We start from the raw sequence: 18,105 nt of genomic DNA on the forward strand, positions 1-18,105 counted from the left end.
GTTCAGGGTATTTTCTGGGTTAACGCGATCGAATGGGACACCTTCATAATCGGAACATCATCATCGGTGTAACAGGTGGGATTGCTGCCTATAAAATCGCCGAACTGATCCGCCTTCTACGAGGTGACGGTGCCGCGGTACGGATTATAATGTCCCGCGGGGCTCAGGCTTTTGTCACGCCTCTTACCCTACAATCACTCTCGGGGTTTCCGGTCCACACCGAACTTTTGGATGAGACCGCGGAAATGGGCATGGGGCATATTGAATTAGCGCGATGGGCGGACGCCTTTATCGTGGCTCCTGCAACAGCCGATGCATTGGCGAGGCTTGCTGCAGGACGAGCCGATGACCTTTTGACCACTACCGCCCTTGCGACTCCCGCTCCAGTTTTTGTGGCACCAGCCATGAATCAGCAAATGTGGAAAAATGCTGCAACTGCCACAAATATTCAGCGCCTCATAGATCGCGGCGTCGAAATAATTGGCCCAAGTGCGGGTGAGCAGGCCTGTGGTGATGTAGGTTTGGGCAGGCTGAGCGAACCCGCACAGATCAGAGCTGCAATCAGTGCTCACTTTCCCAGCCGGGCACTGGAGGGTCGTCGCGTTGTCATTACAGCAGGCCCGACACGTGAACCTTTAGATCCGGTTAGGTACATTTCAAACCACAGTTCAGGAAAAATGGGGTTTGCCCTTGCTCAAGCCGCCGCTGAGGCTGGAGCGGAAACCGTTTTGATAAGTGGCCCCGTCACACTTGATACGCCCGAGGGCGTCACTCGTGTAAATGTCGATACAGCGCTTCAAATGCATGAAGCCTGCGTGCAACACATCAAAAAGCCTACGGCGATTTTCATTGGTAGCGCTGCGGTTGCAGATTATCGAGCGGAGGTTGAAGCACCACAAAAAATTAAGAAAGTGGGTGACACGCTTACGTTAAATCTGACCCGTAATCCCGATATCATTACGGAGGTCGCTCGATCAGCCAGCCGGCCGTCTTTGATGGTTGGGTTTGCTGCCGAGACTGAACACCTTATCGACCACGCAGAGGCTAAACGCTTGGCAAAACAACTTGATGTCGTCATCGCCAATGATGTCAGTCGAGCCGATATAGGGTTTAACAGCGACGTCAATATGGTGTCCTGGGTGGATAGTATGGGACATGACGTTATTCCGATAACGACAAAGCGCAATTTAGCCAAGCTTCTGATTGCGCGGTGTATTGCAAGGATGCCCCAAAACTGTGCTGACGACGAACATAGAGCAACGCAATCGGAGGATGACTCTTGAGCTCCGAGTTAAAGAGCCAGAAAGATGGCGAAGTTACCAGCGAGGGCGACGATTTAACAAGGCTGCTGTATCAAGCCGGCCTCGTTGCCCTCGTGCCAGCTATGCTTGCCTTTTTTTGGCTGGGCCTGATCAGAGAGCCTTTGATTCAATCAGGAACTGCAGCCAACCTTGCCCAAGCGACCGTTGAAAGCCGCGCTGATATGGTGGGGCTCTACATCAAAGACCTAGAGCTACGCATCGACGACCTGACAACACAGCTTAGAGGCCAAACAGACGCACCAGATTTATCCTACGCCCGCCTGAGCTTTCCTGATGCGGACGCCATTTCATTTATTCCCTTAGATGACCTAGGCACCGTGAGCATTAGCCCGGGAGATTTTGGTCTGCGCTCGCATATTGACATTGATATCGTTCGGCGGGCTTTTGGGGGCGAGGACCCAGCCCCCGAATTTATTTTCGCCGATGACGGGTCTTACACACTATTTGCCCGTGGATTGGGCAAGCCCGTTCGAGGTGTTTTTGTCGTTGAGGTCAGTCAACGCCGACTCGCGGAGCTGATTACTCCGGGCAATGAGGGGCGGTACCGCATTGTGCAGGAAATATCGGGCACCATGAGCGATACGTTTATTGGCACTTTGAAGGATGAACCCCTAGTCAGCGCTGATGTCATGGGAACACTTTGGAAGGTAGAGTTCTCACCCAATCCAGAATGGCTTGCTGCTGCTCGGCCAAGTTGGTGGGGGCTTTTACTGTCGGTAGTTGTAACACTCGCAGGCATTGTAGCGAGCCTTTATCTGCTCATACAGCGTTCAGGCCAGCTATTAAGGTCTGAGGTGAAACGGATACTAGAAGCCGCAGAGTTGCGTACGCCGCTAAGAGTCTCGGTGCCTGCAATAACGCCTCTTGCCAAAATGTTGCGACAGCTAAGCTTGCTCAGTCGCAGACAGCTAGTTTTGCAAGCTCGACGAGAAGCCACCCGGGGGGATCTGGGTGACGTTACCGTCAAGGACTCCGATGTCTCAATGCCGGAGCCAACAGAGGCCGCTCCGACACCTAGGGAGCTACTGGTTGATCACGACTCAGCGTCTATTATCGATGAAATTCCAACCCATATTTTCAAGCCTGGAAGCATTAGAGGAGACGTCCAAACCGAGCTGACGGAGGCGCTCATTGAAAGCATCGGTCAGGCACTGGCCGTTATGTCGGGTGATCGTGATATCCAGACTCTCATCGTCGCCCACGACTCCCGCCCAAGTAGCAAACAAATCCGGACAGTTTTGGTGAAAGCGCTTCTCGCAAGTGGCCGTGATGTTATTGATGTTGGCGAAATTCCAACGCCCGCTTTTTACTTTGCAACCCATGAAGCCGAGACCGATTCTGGAATTATGATCACCGGCGGTCACGGTGATGAGCATATCAACGGCTTTAAAATTGTTTTTCATAAAAAGCTTTTGTCTGGCGTTGGCATCGAGGAGATTCTCGCCACCATTCGCTCGAAGAAAACAGTCCAGGGCTCGGGCCGAACTATCCGCTCCCGAATTGAAGCGGATTATATTGATCGCATCGCCATGGATGTTTCATTAGCCCTACCATTGAAGGTGGTTATTGATAACGACTTCGGTACGTCTGCAAGAATCACCGAACCTTTGTTAAGCGCACTGGATTGCGACTTGGTCAGTTTGAACTCGCCAGAGGAAGGCCCGCGCCCTCAAGGGCGCTGCCTTGCCGAGGCCCTTGAGGCTCTTGGAGAGCGGGTTATAGCAGAGGGCGCCGATCTTGGCGTGCTTTTCGATAGTGATGGAGATCGACTTCACACGGTAACTGAAACCGGTATCGCCGTTGGCAACGATTCACTTCTGATGTTATTCGCCCGGGATATGCTAGAGCGCAACCCCGGAGCCGATGTAGTTTATGACATCCAATGTACTCGACTATTCGCGCCTTTCGTAACCCGAACCGGGGGCAGGGCTCAGATGTCTCGCTCTGGTCAGGCCTTTATTGCAGAGAAAATGCAGCAAGCTAGAGCCCTTTTAGCCGGCGACTTTTCCGGACACATATTTTTTGCAGAGCGTTGGTACGGTTTTGATGATGCCCCCTATGCAATGGCTAGGTTGCTTGAAATTTTAGCCACCGCTAGCTCTGGGTTTGGCGATATTATCGCTGCGTTGCCTCAGTCGAGCAGTACCCCTGAGATTCTCCTTCAACTGGAAAGCCGCAGTCGCAAGAAAATTATGCGTGCCTTAGTTAGCAACGCCGATTTCCCGGGAGCTCGAATCACAACTTTGGACGGCCTTCGTGTTGACTACGCCGATGGCTGGGGTCTCGTACACAACTCAATCACCGAGTCAGCGCTGTCCCTACGATTCGAGGGGAACGATGATGCCAGCCTTGAGCGCGTCAAAGGGGTATTACGAAAAGCCATTACCGAAGCAGAGCCCAGCATCAATCTACCCTTCTGATATGATGATGCGTTGTGTATCCATCTATTCACGCTAAGAGTAAATCCCAATGTCACTGAGCCGTGACGAGGCGACCAATGTTGCCCGTGTCTTAACCGAATCACTGCCCTACATACAGCGCTTTACTAGCCGAACGATTGTGATCAAGTTCGGCGGTAACGCTATGGTCGACCCCCAACTCTTTGAAACCTTTGCTCGGGATGTTGTCCTGATGAAATTGGTGGGAATGAACCCCGTGATTGTTCACGGCGGCGGGCCACAAATTGGAGCGCTCTTAAGTCGCTTAAAAATTAAAAGCGAATTTGTCGATGGCATGCGCGTTACAGATGCACCCACGATGGATGTCGTAGAAATGGTGCTTGGCGCCAGCGTCAATAAAGAAATTGTTGACTGTATTCATCGAAATGGCGGCAGAGCCGTGGGTTTAACCGGCAAAGACGGTGAGCTGTTAAAAGCCCGTAAACTTCAGCTTGATAGCGCTGGAGAGGCGCCTCCAGATATAGGTTTAGTCGGCGAAGTGACGTCGGTCGACACTCAGGTGCTGAAAATGCTGGGTGACAGTGACTTTATTCCAGTCATTGCCCCCATCGCTGGCGGAGCTGATGGCAAAACCTACAACATCAACGCCGATTTAGTCGCAGGTAAAATTGCTGAAGTGCTACATGCGGAAAAATTGATGCTACTGACCAATGTGGCGGGACTCCTTGATCAAGGAGGAGACGTCTTGACAGGCCTAACCACGAAAGAAGTTGATCGCCTCATTGCCGACGGTGTCGTTCGAGGCGGAATGCTGCCAAAAATACGCTGCGCCGTAGATGCCGTAAAACAAGGCGTGACGAGTGCCCATATTATCGATGGCCGCGTGCCCCATGCCGCCCTGTTAGAAATCTTTACTGATGAAGGCATTGGTACTTTAATTTGTAATAACCGCTGAAGCAGAAAAATTTTCACCCTCAAGACACTTAAAAATTGCACTAGCTCGCTTCTATGGCTAGCATGAAATTGTCTCTAGCTGGATCAATCGTCCATGCCAAACTCAAAATTAGGACGCCGGGATCAAATCTTGCAAGCATTAGCAGCGATGCTTGAGCAAGGCCCAGATACTCGCATCACAACCGCTAAGCTCGCTAATGAGGTGGGCGTATCGGAGGCGGCGCTTTATCGGCATTTCCCCTCTAAGACGAAGATGTTTGAAGCACTCATAGAGTTCGTAGAAGCTACTTTGTTCACTCGAATCAGCCGAATTATGGAGGAAAAGCCAAATAGCTTGGATTGTTGCTACCGAATTCTAGAGCTGTTGCTTGGGTTTTGTGAGCGAAACCCTGGTATCACTCGCATTCTTCATGGCGGGGCTTTACTTGGGGAGTCAGAGCGGCTCCACCTGCGGGTTGCCCAGCTCTTTGACCGGATCGAGACCCAGTTGCGCACCGCTTTGAGGGAAGCTGAAGTCAAAGAGCGGCTGAGGCCGACAATATTACTGGCCGACAGTGCAAGTCTGATATTAGCTGCCGCTGAAGGCAGAATTTCTCAGTTCGTACGCAGCGAATTTAAGCGCTCACCCTTACAGGGCTGGGACAAGCAATGGGCATTACTAGCCTCTAACCTCATGAGGCCCGTACCCGCTTAAACTATTGCGATGGCGTCTCCATCTGATGGCGCAATCTGACAACATCTTGCAGCTGCTCAAATCGCTCAATATCACGCTGATAAAGCGCTGTCATTTCACTAATTTGAGCCTCTCGCGCCGCAATTTTGTCGTCTGTGCTGTCGATCTCGCGCTTGAGCAGCTTAATATTTTCAAGATCGACTGGCAGCGGTTCAACACCCGAACGCTCGGTTGCAGCAACGCGGGCTTGAGCGTTTTCAACTTGCTGCCGCAAACTTCTGCGATTGGACTTAAGAATAGAAACCCTGATTTTGAGGTCGCTCAGGGACCGATCCCTGGCATCTTCGATATCGGCAATAGTGGAGTAGCGAAGTAACAACGACTCATCCCAGTTTTGCAAACGCTGCTGCTCAGACTTTGCATCCTCCTCGAGCTCACGGGAAAGCGCGATTTTAGCGCGCTCCTCTGGTGTCATCGCACTGGGGACTACAGACAATACAACGCCGTTGGCATCTAAAACCTCGTAACCATTATCGGCATATTCCACAGGAACATGGAAATCAACCACTAAAACGCCATTTTCTGCTCGGTAGCGATAGAGGTTTTCAGCTGCACTGGGGGTTGCAACTGTCAAGGTGAAGACCCCAATGAGGGCGCCCAAAAAGTGAGAGCTAGACACCATAACGATCTCGATAGCGTCGCATAGGCTCAAGATATTGGCTCAAATCTGGAGTGGACTCAAGCCATTCAATAATGTCGTGCATGGTAATAACGCTTGCGACCCTCAGCCCAAGTTCATCCCGTACTTCATCAACAGCAGACTGCGTACCCGATCCACGTTCGCATCGATCTAGACCAATAACGACTCCAGCAGGCTGGGCGCCGGCGTCGCGAATGAGTGCAATCGCCTCTCTTATCGCCGTGCCCGCAGTAATCACATCATCAACAATTACCACGTCGTCCCTCAGGGGTGCCCCCACCAATAGACCACCCTCACCGTGATTTTTTGCTTCCTTCCGATTAAAGCTATAAGGCACGTCAAGGCCATGATGACTCGCCAAAGCCACGGCCGTAGCAGTGACCAAGGGAATGCCTTTGTAAGCCGGCCCAAATAAAACTGTCGGGATTAACTCGAATGCAACCAAAGTATTGGCGTAACAGCGCCCTAACTCTGCCAAGGCCTGCCCCCCTGAAAATCCTCCCGCATTAAAAAAATAAGGGCTCACGCGGCCAGACTTCAATTCAAATTCGCCAAAACGTAAAACCTGACAGTGAATCGCCAATTCGATAAACGCCTTACGGGTAGCACTGTACGCTGGGTTACTCATAGCTTTATTCTTCACTTTTAATCGTGCAATCAAAATCCGGCAATCTGAAATTTCTCTGCAGTCGCGATGGCAGCCCGCTGTGCCTTGGCCTATGATACTGGCCTTGTTTACACAGGACTAGCAATGAAAGTCGTCAGTTTAGTAGTTGAAGGCCTCGAACAGGCACAAGAGGCCGGCCTTTTTGACTGGATTCAAGAGGAGGACGCTGACGTCGTTTGCCTGCAGGACACCCGATGTTCTGAATATAGCTTAAAGAGGGACGTATATTTTCCTGAAAACTACAGCCCCTACTTTCTCGATGACTTTGACAACCCCAAGCGTAATGGCGTTGCCATTTACTGCAAGAAACTGCCAAAAGCGATTATGAGTGGCTTGGGTTTTGCTGACTTTGACGGTCAAGGCCTGTACCTCCAAGCCGACTATCCCAACGTCAGTGTGGGGTCGTTGCTGGTGCCCAGTGGGCGGACAAGTGACCAAGCCATGAATACAAAGCTTAAGTTCTTGGAGCTCCTAGGCCAGCACCTGCAAAAGATAAAAAATAAACGCAGGGACTTCATCATTTGTGGCGGTTGGGAGCTGATTAGCCAGCCGATTGATGCCGAGGAAGCAGGCAATCGCACAGATCTCCCGGGGTTCTCCAGTGCCGAAAAAGCCTGGCTGCAGGAGCTATATCAAAGCGGCTACTGCGATGCTTTTAGAACCTTAAATACCGGCGGCGAAGAATTTACCTGGTGGCCTGATGGAGATGACGCGGGCGCCCTGCGATCAGACACACACATTACCTCGATATCCCTTGAGGATCGCGTCACCAGTGCCGTGGTAAACACCAGCGATGCCTTCTCAAGCCACGCGCCGGTAATCATCGAGTACGACGTCGACCTCTAGACCGACAGCGCTTCGCGTTGCTTATCAATAATAATCTGGCCACCAGCAACAGCAAGATCAAGCATATTGTTTAACTCAGCCCTTTCAAAAGCTGCGCCCTCTGCGGTGCCCTGTACCTCAATCAAACCTCCACCCTCGGCCACAACAACATTCATATCGGTGTCCGCCGTTGAATCCTCGGCGTAATCCAGATCAAGTACAGCCTGACCGTTCCATACACCTACCGAGACAGCGCCTATCAAAAATCTGAGTGGATCAGACTGCAAAGACTGCTTGCGTTGCAGGGTATTGAGCGCATCAACAACAGCAACACAAGCCCCGGAAATAGACGCCGTGCGAGTACCACCATCGGCCTGAATGACATCACAATCTAGGGTGAGGGTGTTTTCACCCAGAGCTTTGAGGTCAATCGCGGCACGCAGTGACCGTCCAATCAAGCGCTGAATTTCTACGGTTCGTCCCGACTGTTTGCCTCGGCTGGCCTCCCTGCTCATTCGACTGCCCGTGGATCGAGGCAGCATCCCGTACTCCGCGGTCAACCAGCCCTGCCCTTTACCCCGCAAAAACCCAGGCACCCCTGGCGTCAATGAAGCGGTACAAAGCACTCGAGTTTGCCCAAACGATACCAATACCGAGCCCTCGGCATGACACGTAAAATTACGCTCGAAGGTAATCGCTCTGAGCTCATCAAGCGCTCTACCACTGGGGCGATTCAAAGTAACCGACATAGACCAATTCCTTTTAAAGATGGGCGTGTCATTGGCCGTGCTACGCCGGCCGCAGCTGTTAAACTCACGACACAAAGCCGCTGATAACAGCCCGGCAACAGCAGGGAGATAGCACGTTGACACAGAGTATGACTGGGTTTTCTCGAGCCATTGTAGCAACTGACTCTGTATCGGTCACAATAGAAATGCGATCGGTCAATAACCGCTATTTAGATGTGCAGATTCGTTGCCCAGACATACTGCGATCTCAGGAGGCTGCTTGGCGCCAAAAAATTGCTAAGCACATCACCCGAGGCAAGGTGGACGTGACCGTGCGAACAGACCTGTCGCAACACAGTGGCTCGCTGCAACTGGACCGAGGGCGCCTCGAAGAATTGCAAACCGTATTGACTCAACTAGCCACACAGTTTCCAAACGCGCCAGCACCTGATCAATTAGCCCTTCTAATGACCCCGGGCGTCATAGCCGGTAACACCATCGAGGAGTCTGTGTGGCTAGAGGCGGGCACCGACGCATTGAATCAAGCGCTCAACGAGCTGGTTGACAGCAGAAAAGAAGAGGGCCGGAAGCTGGAGAGCCTCATCGTGAAGCGCTGCGAGGCCTTCAAGCAATACCTTGCAGATTATCGAGGCGCTTTGCCTCAGCTTCAAGAAATCCATCGACAACGACTGCTCGACCGGATACAACAGTTGTCTGCGCAACCAGACGCCAAGAGGCTTGAAGAAGAGCTGGTATACAGCGCGCAAAAAACTGATGTCGATGAAGAGCTGGATAGACTAGATGCGCACCTCGCTGCGATAGAGGTCGCCCTAGCAGGAAAACTGCCCTGTGGTCGCCGTCTCGATTTTTTGATGCAAGAGCTCAACCGAGAAGCCAATACTTTGGCGTCAAAATCCGCCGCACTCACAACAACGCAAACCGCTGTAGAATTCAAAGTGATCATCGAGCAGATGCGGGAACAAATACAGAACATCGAATGAAGGAGGTAATCAGGCTTGGAAGACCACCCAGCAACGGGCAACCTGTTGACCGTGTCAGCCCCTAGCGGAGCAGGCAAAACCTCGCTAGTTCGTGCACTCATTGAACGCAGATCACACTTGAGCGTATCCGTATCGCATACGACACGACCCATGCGCCCGGGAGAGATTGATGGCGTGAATTACCATTTTATCTCTACAGAGGCTTTTCTTGAGGCGAAGGAGTCTGGGGATTTTTTTGAATGGGCAGAGGTGTTTGGTCACTTTTACGGCACCGCAAAATCCGAGGTCGCATCGCGCAGAGCAGCCGGCAATGATGTGATTTTAGAGATCGACTGGCAGGGCGCCAGGCAAGTTAAAACCGCTTGCCCTGAAAGCTGCTGTATTTTCGTGTTGCCACCCTCTATTTCAGCACTAGAGAGTAGACTCACTCAACGTGGGCAGGATAAAGCAGAGACAATACGAAGCCGTATGGCCGAAGCGCAAAGTGAAATGGCCCGCTGGCCGGATGCCGACTATTTAGTCCTCAACGACGACTTTGAGCGTGCCTTGACAGAGCTGACGACGATTGCAGATAGCCTCCGACTTACCCGAGATTATCAATCCCGGGACTTGGCGAAAGTTCTCGAAGCCTTAACCCTTCATTGAGGTGATTTTTACCATAGTCCGTTGCCACACTTAGTGGGGTATACTGTCGGACTGGGCCGCATTTGTGCGGCATTAATAGGAGATTGCATCACCCATGGCACGCATCACCGTAGAAGATTGTTTAGACAACGTGGACAACCGTTTCGAGCTCGTCATGCTCGCTGCCAAAAGAGCCCGTCAGATCGCCACCCAAGGCAAAGACCCACTCGTCGACGAGGAATCAGACAAGCCTACCGTCATTGCTTTGCGAGAAATTGCAGAGGGCATGGTAACGCCTGAGCTGATCGCTCGCGAAACTGAAATCGAAGCTGAAGAAGAGCTGGCGGCAAGCTTCGAAACACCTGTTTACTAACCTCAAGGTAATAGAGACCTTTGGTTGCCGGTACGTTTCAGGTCCTCAGTAGCTCTATTACAGATGCTAAGTCGCGGCTGCTCTCTAAGTCAGCCGCCACGACTCAGCAAGCAGGTCTTGACACTATAGACCGCTCTTTTGTCGGTTTTGAGCGTCAAATCAAAGCCTACCTCCATGACACACAAGTACTGCTGGTCAAGCGCGCTTACTTCTTCGCCGAACAAGCTCATTACGGCCAAGTGCGCCGTAGCGGTGAGCCCTACGTCACACATCCCTTAGCCGTCGCCAGTGTCCTTGCTGAAATGCATATGGACCATCAAAGCCTGATGGCAGCGCTTCTGCATGACACTATTGAAGATACGGGCGTGGCTAAAGAAGATATCGGCGCGCAGTTTGGCGCAGAAGTGGCCGAGCTCGTCGATGGCGTCAGTAAATTAACTCACATCGAATTTGATAGCCTCGAACACAAGCAGGCGGAAAACTTTCAAAAAATGGCACTAGCCATGGCGCGGGATATCCGCGTGATACTCGTCAAACTTGCCGACAGGCTGCACAACATGCGAACCCTCGGTGTCCTTAGTCGAGAAAAGATTAAACGCATCGCCGGAGAGACTCTGGACATTTACGCACCCATTGCCCTGCGCCTCGGAATGAATTCAGTCCGCATGGAGCTTGAAGATCTGGCGTTTAAAGCTTTGTACCCAATGCGCGCGCGACGCATTGACGCGGCAATTCGAAGTGCCGGGGGCAATCGCAAAACATTAATTAATCAAGTGAGAAACCAGATTAAAACCGTGCTTTTGCGAGAAGAACTGCCATGCAGTGTTATCGGGCGAGAAAAGCACCTCTACAGCATCTACTCGAAAATGAAGGCTAAACGAAAGTCTTTCTCTGAAATCATGGACATCTTCGCCTTTCGAATCATTGTTGAGTCTGTCGATGATTGTTACCGAGTGTTGGGAGTAGTGCATAGCCTCTACAAACCCGTGCCCGGCGAATTTACCGACTATATTGCCATTCCAAAAGCGAATGGCTACCAATCGCTACACACCGTATTAAAAGGTATGCACGGCATACCCATAGAAATTCAAATTCGCACGCTAGAAATGGAAGACATGGCCAACAATGGCATCGCTGCCCACTGGCTGTATAAGTCTGACAACGGATCCGCTAACGCGTCCCACACCCGAGCGAGAGAATGGGTGCAGGGGCTTTTAGAGATGCAGCAACGGGCAGGGAACCCGATGGAGTTCATTGAAAGTGTTAAAATGGACCTCTTTCCCGATGAAGTTTATGTGTTTACACCTCGCGGTGACATTATGGAGCTCCCTCGTGGGGCTACTGCTGTCGACGCCGCTTATGCGGTGCACACCGACATTGGCAATGCCTGCGTCGCCTGCCGAATAAATCGACGCCTCGCGCCGCTGTCTGAACCCCTTGAGAGCGGACAAACCATTGAAATAATCACCTCACCCAACGGCAGGCCCAACCCTGACTGGTTCAATTACGTTGTAACCGCAAGAGCACGAACACACATTCGTCACTTTTTAAAAGACCAACGTCGTGAAGATTCTATTGATTTGGGCCGCAACCTCTTGAACAAGGCATTGATCTCTCACGGTGTCAGAATTGATGACTTTATGGGTGAGCTCATAGAGCCCACCCTCAAAAAATTGGGCAGCCCAGATCTCTCCACCTTGTTAATTGACATCGCATTGGGGAATTTATTGCCGCAAATCGTCGCCAGTCGGATTGCTGGCGCCACCGCCGGGCCAGTTGACCCTGATCGCAATGAAGCGGTCGCAATTCGAGGTACAGAGGGGTTTGTGGTGAACTATGCGAAGTGTTGCTGTGCTTTACCAGGCGACCCTATCGGAGGCTATTTAAGCCCAGAAAAAGGGCTGGTGGTGCATCGTGATGACTGCAAAAATTTGCTGGAAATGCGTGAGCACCCCGAGCGAATGATGAGTCTCCGCTGGGATGAAGACGTAGAAGGGCAGTTTTCTGCTGGGCTCAGACTCGAATCTGAAAACCGACGTGGCATCATTGCCGTGGTTGCTACCCGGCTAAACACCGTGGGTATGAATATTGACCGCATCTCAACCACCGATAAAGATGCCCAGTACACCTATGTAGACATCGAGCTGCAGGTGCGCAGTCGCGTCCACCTTGCTCGCATCATGAAGCGCCTGCGAACGGTTGAAGGCGTGCGACGCGTCATCCGTATTAGTCGACGCTAAACTCCACCCCCTTATCCCCTGACGAAGAGAAATCCCATGTCCAATCGAGCTGTTATTTCTACTGAATCCGCTCCCGCAGCCATCGGCCCTTATTCTCAAGCCATAAAAGTAGGGAATACCGTCTGGATTTCAGGGCAGATTCCCCTCGACCCTGACACTATGACCTGTGTCCAGGGTGGTATTGAAGCAGAAACCCAGCAGGTGTTTGCCAATCTCAAGGCTATTGCCGAGGCCGCCGGTGGGCAGCTAAACGACGCTGTAAAAATTAATATTTCTCTCACGGATCTGGGGAACTTTGCGGCAGTCAATGCAATAATGGAGCAACACTTTGACGCGCCCTACCCGGCCCGAGCCTGCGTTGAAGTTGCCGCCTTGCCAAAAGGCGTTGCAGTAGAAATTGAGGCGATTCTGAGCCTTTAAAACGATTAACTACCGACTGTTTTCAGGGCAAATGCTCGCTGATTAGCCTAGAAAACCCTGTCTGATAGTCAGGATAGCTGAAGCGGTAACCTGCGGACTGTAAGCGCTGACTGCTACACCGGCGATTGGCAAGGCGCGACGTTGCCGCGCCTGTCATAGCTGAGAGCCCTAGCCTCTCAATTAACCAAGCTTCAATCTCACCTACCGGTGCGGGGCGATGGTCACTGGCGATATAAACGGGTGCATTTGTCTCCCCCTGCTCGAGACGACGCAAACAAAACGCCATTATTCCGGCGAGGTCATCGCGATGAATCCGATTGCTAACGCGATCAGGATCCGGACTGCAAAGACCTTGCTGCAACCGTTTGATCAGCATGCCGGGCCAGTCACCGTAAATACCTGATGCCCGCAGCACTGTGGCGTTCTTGCAGGCTGCCAAAAACTGATGCTCGGCCTCCACAATACTTACCCCCTGAGGATCCGATTGCGTGAGCGGGGAGTTTTCGTCAACCCAGCCCCCATCTGTTTGGGCAAAGACCCGAGTAGACGACACAAAAATGCCGCCTTTAACCGCTGATAACAAGCCTAGATCAGCCATAAGTGCTACTGGGAGAGCATAGCCTTGATGATAACCCGCTGAATCTCTGGCCGTTGGCAGGGGGGTAAACACCACATAATCAGGCTGCAAATCGATAAGGCCCGCAATATCGTCGGGCTGCGTATAGTCCCCTGCAATCGGGCTAAAGCCCTCAGGCAGACGATCGACCCGTCGACGCATAGCACTGACGCTCCAGCCCTCTGCCATTAGCTGCAAACCCAGACGGAGACCAAGGTCACCGCAACCGACAATCAAAACGTGTGGTGACTTCACCGGAGCTTCTCTCAAAGACTATGATGCCTCTATTATGCCCTTACACTTAAGCTATTGTGTGATTTCAAAAAGATGACCCGTTCACGATGACATCGACCCCAGGCAATTCTCTGGGTGCCTCCGTTGGCACTCTTCGCGGTGTGGGCCCAAAACTTCAGCAGCGATTGGAGGAGCTGGGTTTGCGTTGTGTGGAGGATATTCTTTACCACTTTCCGCTGCGATACCAAGACCGAACCCAAGTAACGGCCATAGGTGGACTCCAAGATGGCGTTGATGCCGTCATTCAAGGGTCCATACGGTTATCCAGTATCGTACCCGGCAGAAGGCCATCACTCGTCGTTAAAGTAGAAGATGGCACCGGCGTGCTCACGGTACGATTTTTTCACTTCCGGCGTGCTCAGGCACAGCAAATGAAGCCCGGCTTGCCGATTGCTTTGTTCGGTCAAGCGCGACGATCGGGAGTTGGTCTAGACATGGTTCATCCCGAATATCGCCTTGACGATGCAGACGTTTTACTCGAGGCCGCCCTCACACCCGTTTACCCCACCGTCGAAGGTTTAGGACAGGGCATCTGGCGCAAACTTACCGAACAAGCTCTTAGCATTCTCAAACAAAATTGCCCTGAAGACCTATTGCGGGGCGTTGCTGAATCACCTTTTGCACTCGTTGAGGCCATTCAATTCCTGCACCGCCCACCACCCAATGCGCCTACAGAACAGATTCGTGAGTGGCAGCATCCAGCACAGCTGAGGTTGGCGTTGGAAGAGCTGGTCGCTCATAACCTCTCGCTGCAAATGCTGCGAAAAAAAGAAAAGGCCTGTCTTGCGGTAGCGATGGAAAGCGATCACTCCATAGCAAAACCCTTCCTCGCGCACCTACCGTTTCAACCCACTGCCGCACAACAGCGAGTAATCCAAGAAATAGCCCATGACATGACACTGCCTAGCCCCATGCTAAGACTCATTCAGGGCGACGTCGGATCAGGCAAAACCTTTGTAGCCGCCATGGCCTGCATCACCGCCATAGAATCTGGCCAACAAGTTGCCCTAATGGCGCCTACTGAGCTTTTAGCAGAGCAGCATTTACAAACCTTTGGGCAATGGTTGGCGCCTTTCAATGTGCGTATCGCGTGGTTAAGTGGGCGTGTGAAGGGGCGAGCACGCGCTGCGGTCCTTGAAGCCATTGGCGATGGCTCGGTTGAGCTGGTTGTTGGCACCCACGCACTATTTCAGGAGGGAGTGACCTTCGCGTCACTCGCTCTAGTGATCGTAGATGAGCAACATCGCTTTGGGGTTCACCAACGGCTCGCGCTAACAGAAAAAGCATCCGGACAAGCACTGCCGCACCAGCTGGTACTCACCGCCACACCGATTCCCCGCACGCTATCAATGGTGGCCTACGCAGACCTTGATTGTTCGGTAATCGACGAGCTGCCGCCGGGGCGCACACCCGTACAAACCACACTGCTCGATAGCCAGCGTAGAGACCAAGTTATCCAACGCGTCGGAGCAGCCTGCAGTGAAGGTCGCCAGGCTTATTGGGTATGCACATTAATTGAAGAGTCAGAAAACCTCGATGCACGTGCCGCAGAAGCCACGGCAGAGTTATTGCAGGCTCAGCTACCCAACCAACGCATTGGGCTTATTCATGGGCGGTTACCCCCCGCAGAAAAAGAAAGCATGATGGCTGCCTTCAAATCTGGCGAGATAGAACTGTTGGTGGCGACGACGGTGATCGAAGTCGGCGTAGATGTACCCAATGCCAGCCTAATGATCATTGAAAACCCCGAACGCCTCGGGCTCGCACAGCTCCACCAGCTGCGTGGCCGAGTGGGGCGCGGCGCCATTGCTAGTCACTGTGTTCTTTTGTATCAAGCGCCCCTAAGCCAAAGAGGCCGCGAGCGCCTGGAAGTCATGCGACGCAGTAACGACGGGTTTTACATTGCAGAACAAGACCTACTTTTCCGAGGGCCTGGAGAGCTTCTGGGAACACGACAAACTGGCCTGACGTCATTTCGCGTGGCGCAGTTGCCCGTCCATGAAGTGTTGCTAGAGCAGGTCGCTGAGACGGCAGAGAATCTCATGGCCAACTATCCTGATCGTTGCGACCTGCTTATCGACCGCTGGACCGGAGAACGTCAGGCGTTTGCGCGGGTCTGAACAGGTTACACTACGCCTCATCGTTGACCTTTTTGATGCCGCACTATGACCCCTACCACCCCTAGTCCCTCAACGCAGCCCGAGTCTTCTAACTCCGACAGCAAGCTGCGCGGTTTTTGGCTGCTCATGCGCTTTCACAAACCCATTGGAACCTGGCTACTTGCGGCGCCCACCACTTGGGCGCTGGTTATTGCCAGCGAGGGCTGGCCAGACCCCACAATACTGGGCATCTTTGCGCTGGGTATCATTGTCATGCGGGCAGCAGGTTGTGTTGCCAACGATCTTGCCGACCGAAAACTCGATGGCTATGTGGCTCGCACCCGTGATCGCCCACTGGTAACGGGTTTGGTGTCGTCAAAAGAGGCGTTCACGCTGCTCTTAGCGCTGCTGTTGATCGCTCTGGCACTGGTGTCATCAACCAACGCCTTGACGGTAAAGTTATCGGTAGTGGGCGTTTCCTTAGCAATGCTGTACCCCTACATGAAACGGGTGACACACCTGCCACAGTTTGTCTTGGGCGCCGCCTTTTCATGGTCTATTCCGATGGCTTTTGCTGCCGTTACCAACGATCTCCCCGGGGCATTATGGTGGTTATTCCTCGGGAATTTGCTATGGACCGTGGTCTACGATACCCAGTACGCCATGGTTGATCGCGAAGACGACCTAGCCATTGGTATCAAGTCTACGGCCATTTTGTTTGGACACCTTGATCGACGGCTCATAGCAGTTATGCAAGTTGGAGCCTTGGCTTGCTTTCTTCAAACTGGCGCTGCTTTTGGCTTTACTTGGCCGTTTTACTTGGCGGTATCAGGCATTGGGCTACTTTTCTGCTGGCACCAGTGGCTTATAAGGAACCGCGAGGAAGTGGCCTGCTTTAAGGCCTTCAACCAAAGTAAATGGATTGGTCTCATTATGCTGTTGGGGATTGTGGGACACTTCCTTGCTGAGCACGTATCACCAGTCTGACACACGAGCTCTGGCGAGATCATGCAACTGGATATTTACCGCAGCATCAGGGACATTTCTGCCTTGGACTGGGATCACTGGTTCGGCGGTGATTATCCCTTTCTTCGTCACGACTTTTTATTGGGGCTAGAAGATACGGGTTGTACCAACGAAGCTAGTGGATGGGCCCCCCATCACTTGGTGCTGCGGGACGGGCCCGATGTCGTGGGTGCAGCACCCGGATTTCTAAAAGATCATTCCTACGGCGAGTACGTTTTCGACTGGGCTTGGGCCGATGCCTGGCAACGCAGCGGCCTGTCTTATTATCCTAAACTGATCTCAGCCGCGCCCTTCACCCCGGCGAGTGGCCCAAAAATTTGGTGTAACCCCGTGAATCCGGAAGCTGAAGCCAAATTTTGCCGTGCCGTTCAAGGTTTTTGTGTTGAACATGGCCTCTCTAGCTGGCACATCTTATTTTCTGGCTCAGAATTCCAACAGCCCAGCTCAACCCTTAACCTAAATGACCGCGCTACCTGTCAGTTTCATTGGGTCAACCGAAACTATCAGAGCTTTGATGACTTCCTTCAGCTCTTTAGTAGCCGCAAACGTAAGAACTTACGTAAAGAGCGCAGTCATGTGGCAGCTCAAGGAATAACGTTAACCACCCGTGTAGGTTCGGAAATCCTGCCTGAGGATTGGTCTTTCTTTCATTACTGCTATCAAACCACCTACGCCAAACGCAGTGGTCATGGTGGCTATTTATCTCGGGAATTTTTTACCGAGCTTTGCCCCAAGCTGGGCACTGCCCCGGTTATGGTGCTGGCGTTTCTTAATGAACAGCCCGTGGCAGCGGCGTTATTTTTTCAATCATCTGACACCCTGTATGGTCGATACTGGGGCTGCCTCCGAGAGTATGACGGTTTACATTTTGAGGCCTGTTATTATCAGGGCATTGAATACTGCATTAAACACGGTATTCAACGTCTTGATCCCGGCGCCCAAGGGGAGCACAAAATACAGCGTGGCTTTGAACCCACGTTAACGCAATCTCACCACTGGGTGGCAGAAGCAGGCTTTCAGCCAGCAATAAAAGACTTTTGCGCCCGTGATGTGCAGCAGGTCAAAGCCTACAGAGAAGAGGCCGCCAAGCTGCTGCCTTTCAAGGAAGGTGCGCTAGCTGACCTTCACTCACACTAACCCGCTT

17 protein-coding genes are annotated in these 18,105 nt (G+C 52.3%); 13 read left to right on the forward strand and 4 right to left on the reverse strand.

Annotated features, from left to right (window positions below; all coding sequences use genetic code 11):
• Positions 1–32 precede the first annotated feature (32 nt).
• From coaBC to slmA, 4 genes are all read left to right on the forward strand, one after another.
• Positions 33–1,283 carry a bifunctional phosphopantothenoylcysteine decarboxylase/phosphopantothenate--cysteine ligase CoaBC gene (coaBC, locus tag ACMAY6_RS15355; RefSeq protein ID WP_435213256.1) on the forward strand — a complete coding sequence of 417 codons (1,251 nt, stop codon included), beginning with the start codon at positions 33–35 and terminating at the stop codon, positions 1,281–1,283.
• Positions 1,280–3,742, forward strand: coding sequence for a phosphomannomutase/phosphoglucomutase (locus ACMAY6_RS15360; RefSeq protein ID WP_435213257.1), 2,463 nt, complete (start codon positions 1,280–1,282; stop codon positions 3,740–3,742). Before coaBC ends, ACMAY6_RS15360 begins: the two co-directional genes overlap by 4 nt.
• A gap of 49 nt (positions 3,743–3,791) precedes the next feature.
• Positions 3,792–4,676 (forward strand): acetylglutamate kinase, encoded by an 885-nt coding sequence (gene argB / locus ACMAY6_RS15365; RefSeq protein ID WP_435213259.1) that lies wholly within the window; start codon positions 3,792–3,794, stop codon positions 4,674–4,676.
• 93 nt (positions 4,677–4,769) lie between these two features.
• Positions 4,770–5,369: a nucleoid occlusion factor SlmA gene (gene slmA, locus ACMAY6_RS15370; protein WP_435213260.1), complete on the forward strand. Its 600-nt coding sequence runs from the start codon at positions 4,770–4,772 to the stop codon at positions 5,367–5,369.
• Between the two features lies 1 nt (position 5,370).
• Here the strand turns inward: slmA and ACMAY6_RS15375 are convergent, their stop codons facing one another.
• Both ACMAY6_RS15375 and pyrE read right to left on the reverse strand, forming a co-directional pair.
• Positions 5,371–5,982, reverse strand: a complete 612-nt coding sequence (locus tag ACMAY6_RS15375; RefSeq protein WP_435213262.1) for a hypothetical protein — start codon at positions 5,980–5,982, stop codon at positions 5,371–5,373.
• A 37-nt stretch (positions 5,983–6,019) separates the two neighbouring features.
• On the reverse strand, positions 6,020–6,676 hold the full coding sequence (gene pyrE / locus ACMAY6_RS15380; RefSeq protein ID WP_435213264.1) for an orotate phosphoribosyltransferase: 657 nt from the start codon (positions 6,674–6,676) through the stop codon (positions 6,020–6,022).
• A gap of 123 nt (positions 6,677–6,799) precedes the next feature.
• Here pyrE and ACMAY6_RS15385 point away from each other — a divergent pair, with 123 nt between their 5' ends.
• Positions 6,800–7,561, forward strand: coding sequence for an exodeoxyribonuclease III (locus tag ACMAY6_RS15385; protein ID WP_435213266.1), 762 nt, complete (start codon positions 6,800–6,802; stop codon positions 7,559–7,561).
• Here the strand turns inward: ACMAY6_RS15385 and rph are convergent.
• Positions 7,558–8,289, reverse strand: a complete 732-nt coding sequence (gene rph / locus ACMAY6_RS15390; RefSeq protein WP_435213268.1) for a ribonuclease PH — start codon at positions 8,287–8,289, stop codon at positions 7,558–7,560. The two genes, ACMAY6_RS15385 and rph, sit on opposite strands and share 4 nt — an antisense overlap.
• A gap of 116 nt (positions 8,290–8,405) precedes the next feature.
• Here rph and ACMAY6_RS15395 point away from each other — a divergent pair, with 116 nt between their 5' ends.
• From ACMAY6_RS15395 to ACMAY6_RS15415, 5 genes are all read left to right on the forward strand, one after another.
• On the forward strand, positions 8,406–9,269 hold the full coding sequence (locus ACMAY6_RS15395) for a YicC/YloC family endoribonuclease (RefSeq protein ID WP_435213270.1): 864 nt from the start codon (positions 8,406–8,408) through the stop codon (positions 9,267–9,269).
• A 15-nt stretch (positions 9,270–9,284) separates the two neighbouring features.
• Positions 9,285–9,914: a guanylate kinase gene (gene gmk / locus ACMAY6_RS15400; protein ID WP_435213271.1), complete on the forward strand. Its 630-nt coding sequence runs from the start codon at positions 9,285–9,287 to the stop codon at positions 9,912–9,914.
• Between the two features lie 94 nt (positions 9,915–10,008).
• Positions 10,009–10,266, forward strand: a complete 258-nt coding sequence (gene rpoZ / locus ACMAY6_RS15405; RefSeq protein ID WP_435213273.1) for a DNA-directed RNA polymerase subunit omega — start codon at positions 10,009–10,011, stop codon at positions 10,264–10,266.
• Between the two features lie 20 nt (positions 10,267–10,286).
• Positions 10,287–12,506 carry a RelA/SpoT family protein gene (locus ACMAY6_RS15410; protein WP_435213275.1) on the forward strand — a complete coding sequence of 740 codons (2,220 nt, stop codon included), beginning with the start codon at positions 10,287–10,289 and terminating at the stop codon, positions 12,504–12,506.
• 36 nt (positions 12,507–12,542) lie between these two features.
• Entirely contained in the window at positions 12,543–12,926 is a 384-nt protein-coding gene (locus ACMAY6_RS15415) for a RidA family protein (RefSeq protein ID WP_435213277.1), read from the forward strand.
• A 22-nt stretch (positions 12,927–12,948) separates the two neighbouring features.
• On the opposite strand, the gene ACMAY6_RS15420 is transcribed toward ACMAY6_RS15415, so the two are convergent.
• Positions 12,949–13,797 (reverse strand): SDR family oxidoreductase, encoded by an 849-nt coding sequence (locus ACMAY6_RS15420; RefSeq protein ID WP_435213279.1) that lies wholly within the window; start codon positions 13,795–13,797, stop codon positions 12,949–12,951.
• Between the two features lie 86 nt (positions 13,798–13,883).
• Between ACMAY6_RS15420 and recG the strand changes: the two genes are divergently transcribed.
• Genes recG through ACMAY6_RS15435 form a run of 3 tightly spaced genes read left to right on the forward strand, consistent with a single transcriptional unit; the run spans position 13,884 to position 18,098 of the window.
• Complete coding sequence (gene recG / locus ACMAY6_RS15425; RefSeq protein ID WP_435213281.1) at positions 13,884–15,956, forward strand: ATP-dependent DNA helicase RecG; 2,073 nt, start codon at positions 13,884–13,886, stop codon at positions 15,954–15,956.
• Positions 15,957–16,001: 45 nt separating this feature from the next.
• Positions 16,002–16,922 carry a 4-hydroxybenzoate octaprenyltransferase gene (ubiA, locus tag ACMAY6_RS15430; RefSeq protein ID WP_435213282.1) on the forward strand — a complete coding sequence of 307 codons (921 nt, stop codon included), beginning with the start codon at positions 16,002–16,004 and terminating at the stop codon, positions 16,920–16,922.
• A 21-nt stretch (positions 16,923–16,943) separates the two neighbouring features.
• Complete coding sequence (locus ACMAY6_RS15435; protein WP_435213284.1) at positions 16,944–18,098, forward strand: GNAT family N-acetyltransferase; 1,155 nt, start codon at positions 16,944–16,946, stop codon at positions 18,096–18,098.
• The last annotated feature ends 7 nt before the right edge of the window (positions 18,099–18,105 follow it).

The organism is Luminiphilus sp. nBUS_16 (assembly GCF_051201645.1).
In the GTDB taxonomy this organism is placed as follows: domain Bacteria; phylum Pseudomonadota; class Gammaproteobacteria; order Pseudomonadales; family Halieaceae; genus Luminiphilus.

Bases quoted from the DNA above. Each gene is read 5' to 3' on its own strand.
- ACMAY6_RS15385 (WP_435213266.1), top strand. From the start codon at position 6,800: ATGAAAGTCGTCAGTTTAGTAGTTGAAGGCCTCGAACAGGCACAAGAG.
- rpoZ (WP_435213273.1), top strand. From the start codon at position 10,009: ATGGCACGCATCACCGTAGAAGATTGTTTAGACAACGTGGACAACCGT.
- pyrE (WP_435213264.1), bottom strand. From the start codon at position 6,676: ATGAGTAACCCAGCGTACAGTGCTACCCGTAAGGCGTTTATCGAATTG.
- slmA (WP_435213260.1), top strand. From the start codon at position 4,770: ATGCCAAACTCAAAATTAGGACGCCGGGATCAAATCTTGCAAGCATTA.
- coaBC (WP_435213256.1), top strand. From the start codon at position 33: ATGGGACACCTTCATAATCGGAACATCATCATCGGTGTAACAGGTGGG.
- ubiA (WP_435213282.1), top strand. From the start codon at position 16,002: ATGACCCCTACCACCCCTAGTCCCTCAACGCAGCCCGAGTCTTCTAAC.
- recG (WP_435213281.1), top strand. From the start codon at position 13,884: ATGACATCGACCCCAGGCAATTCTCTGGGTGCCTCCGTTGGCACTCTT.
- ACMAY6_RS15435 (WP_435213284.1), top strand. From the start codon at position 16,944: ATGCAACTGGATATTTACCGCAGCATCAGGGACATTTCTGCCTTGGAC.
- argB (WP_435213259.1), top strand. From the start codon at position 3,792: ATGTCACTGAGCCGTGACGAGGCGACCAATGTTGCCCGTGTCTTAACC.
- ACMAY6_RS15415 (WP_435213277.1), top strand. From the start codon at position 12,543: ATGTCCAATCGAGCTGTTATTTCTACTGAATCCGCTCCCGCAGCCATC.
- rph (WP_435213268.1), bottom strand. From the start codon at position 8,289: ATGTCGGTTACTTTGAATCGCCCCAGTGGTAGAGCGCTTGATGAGCTC.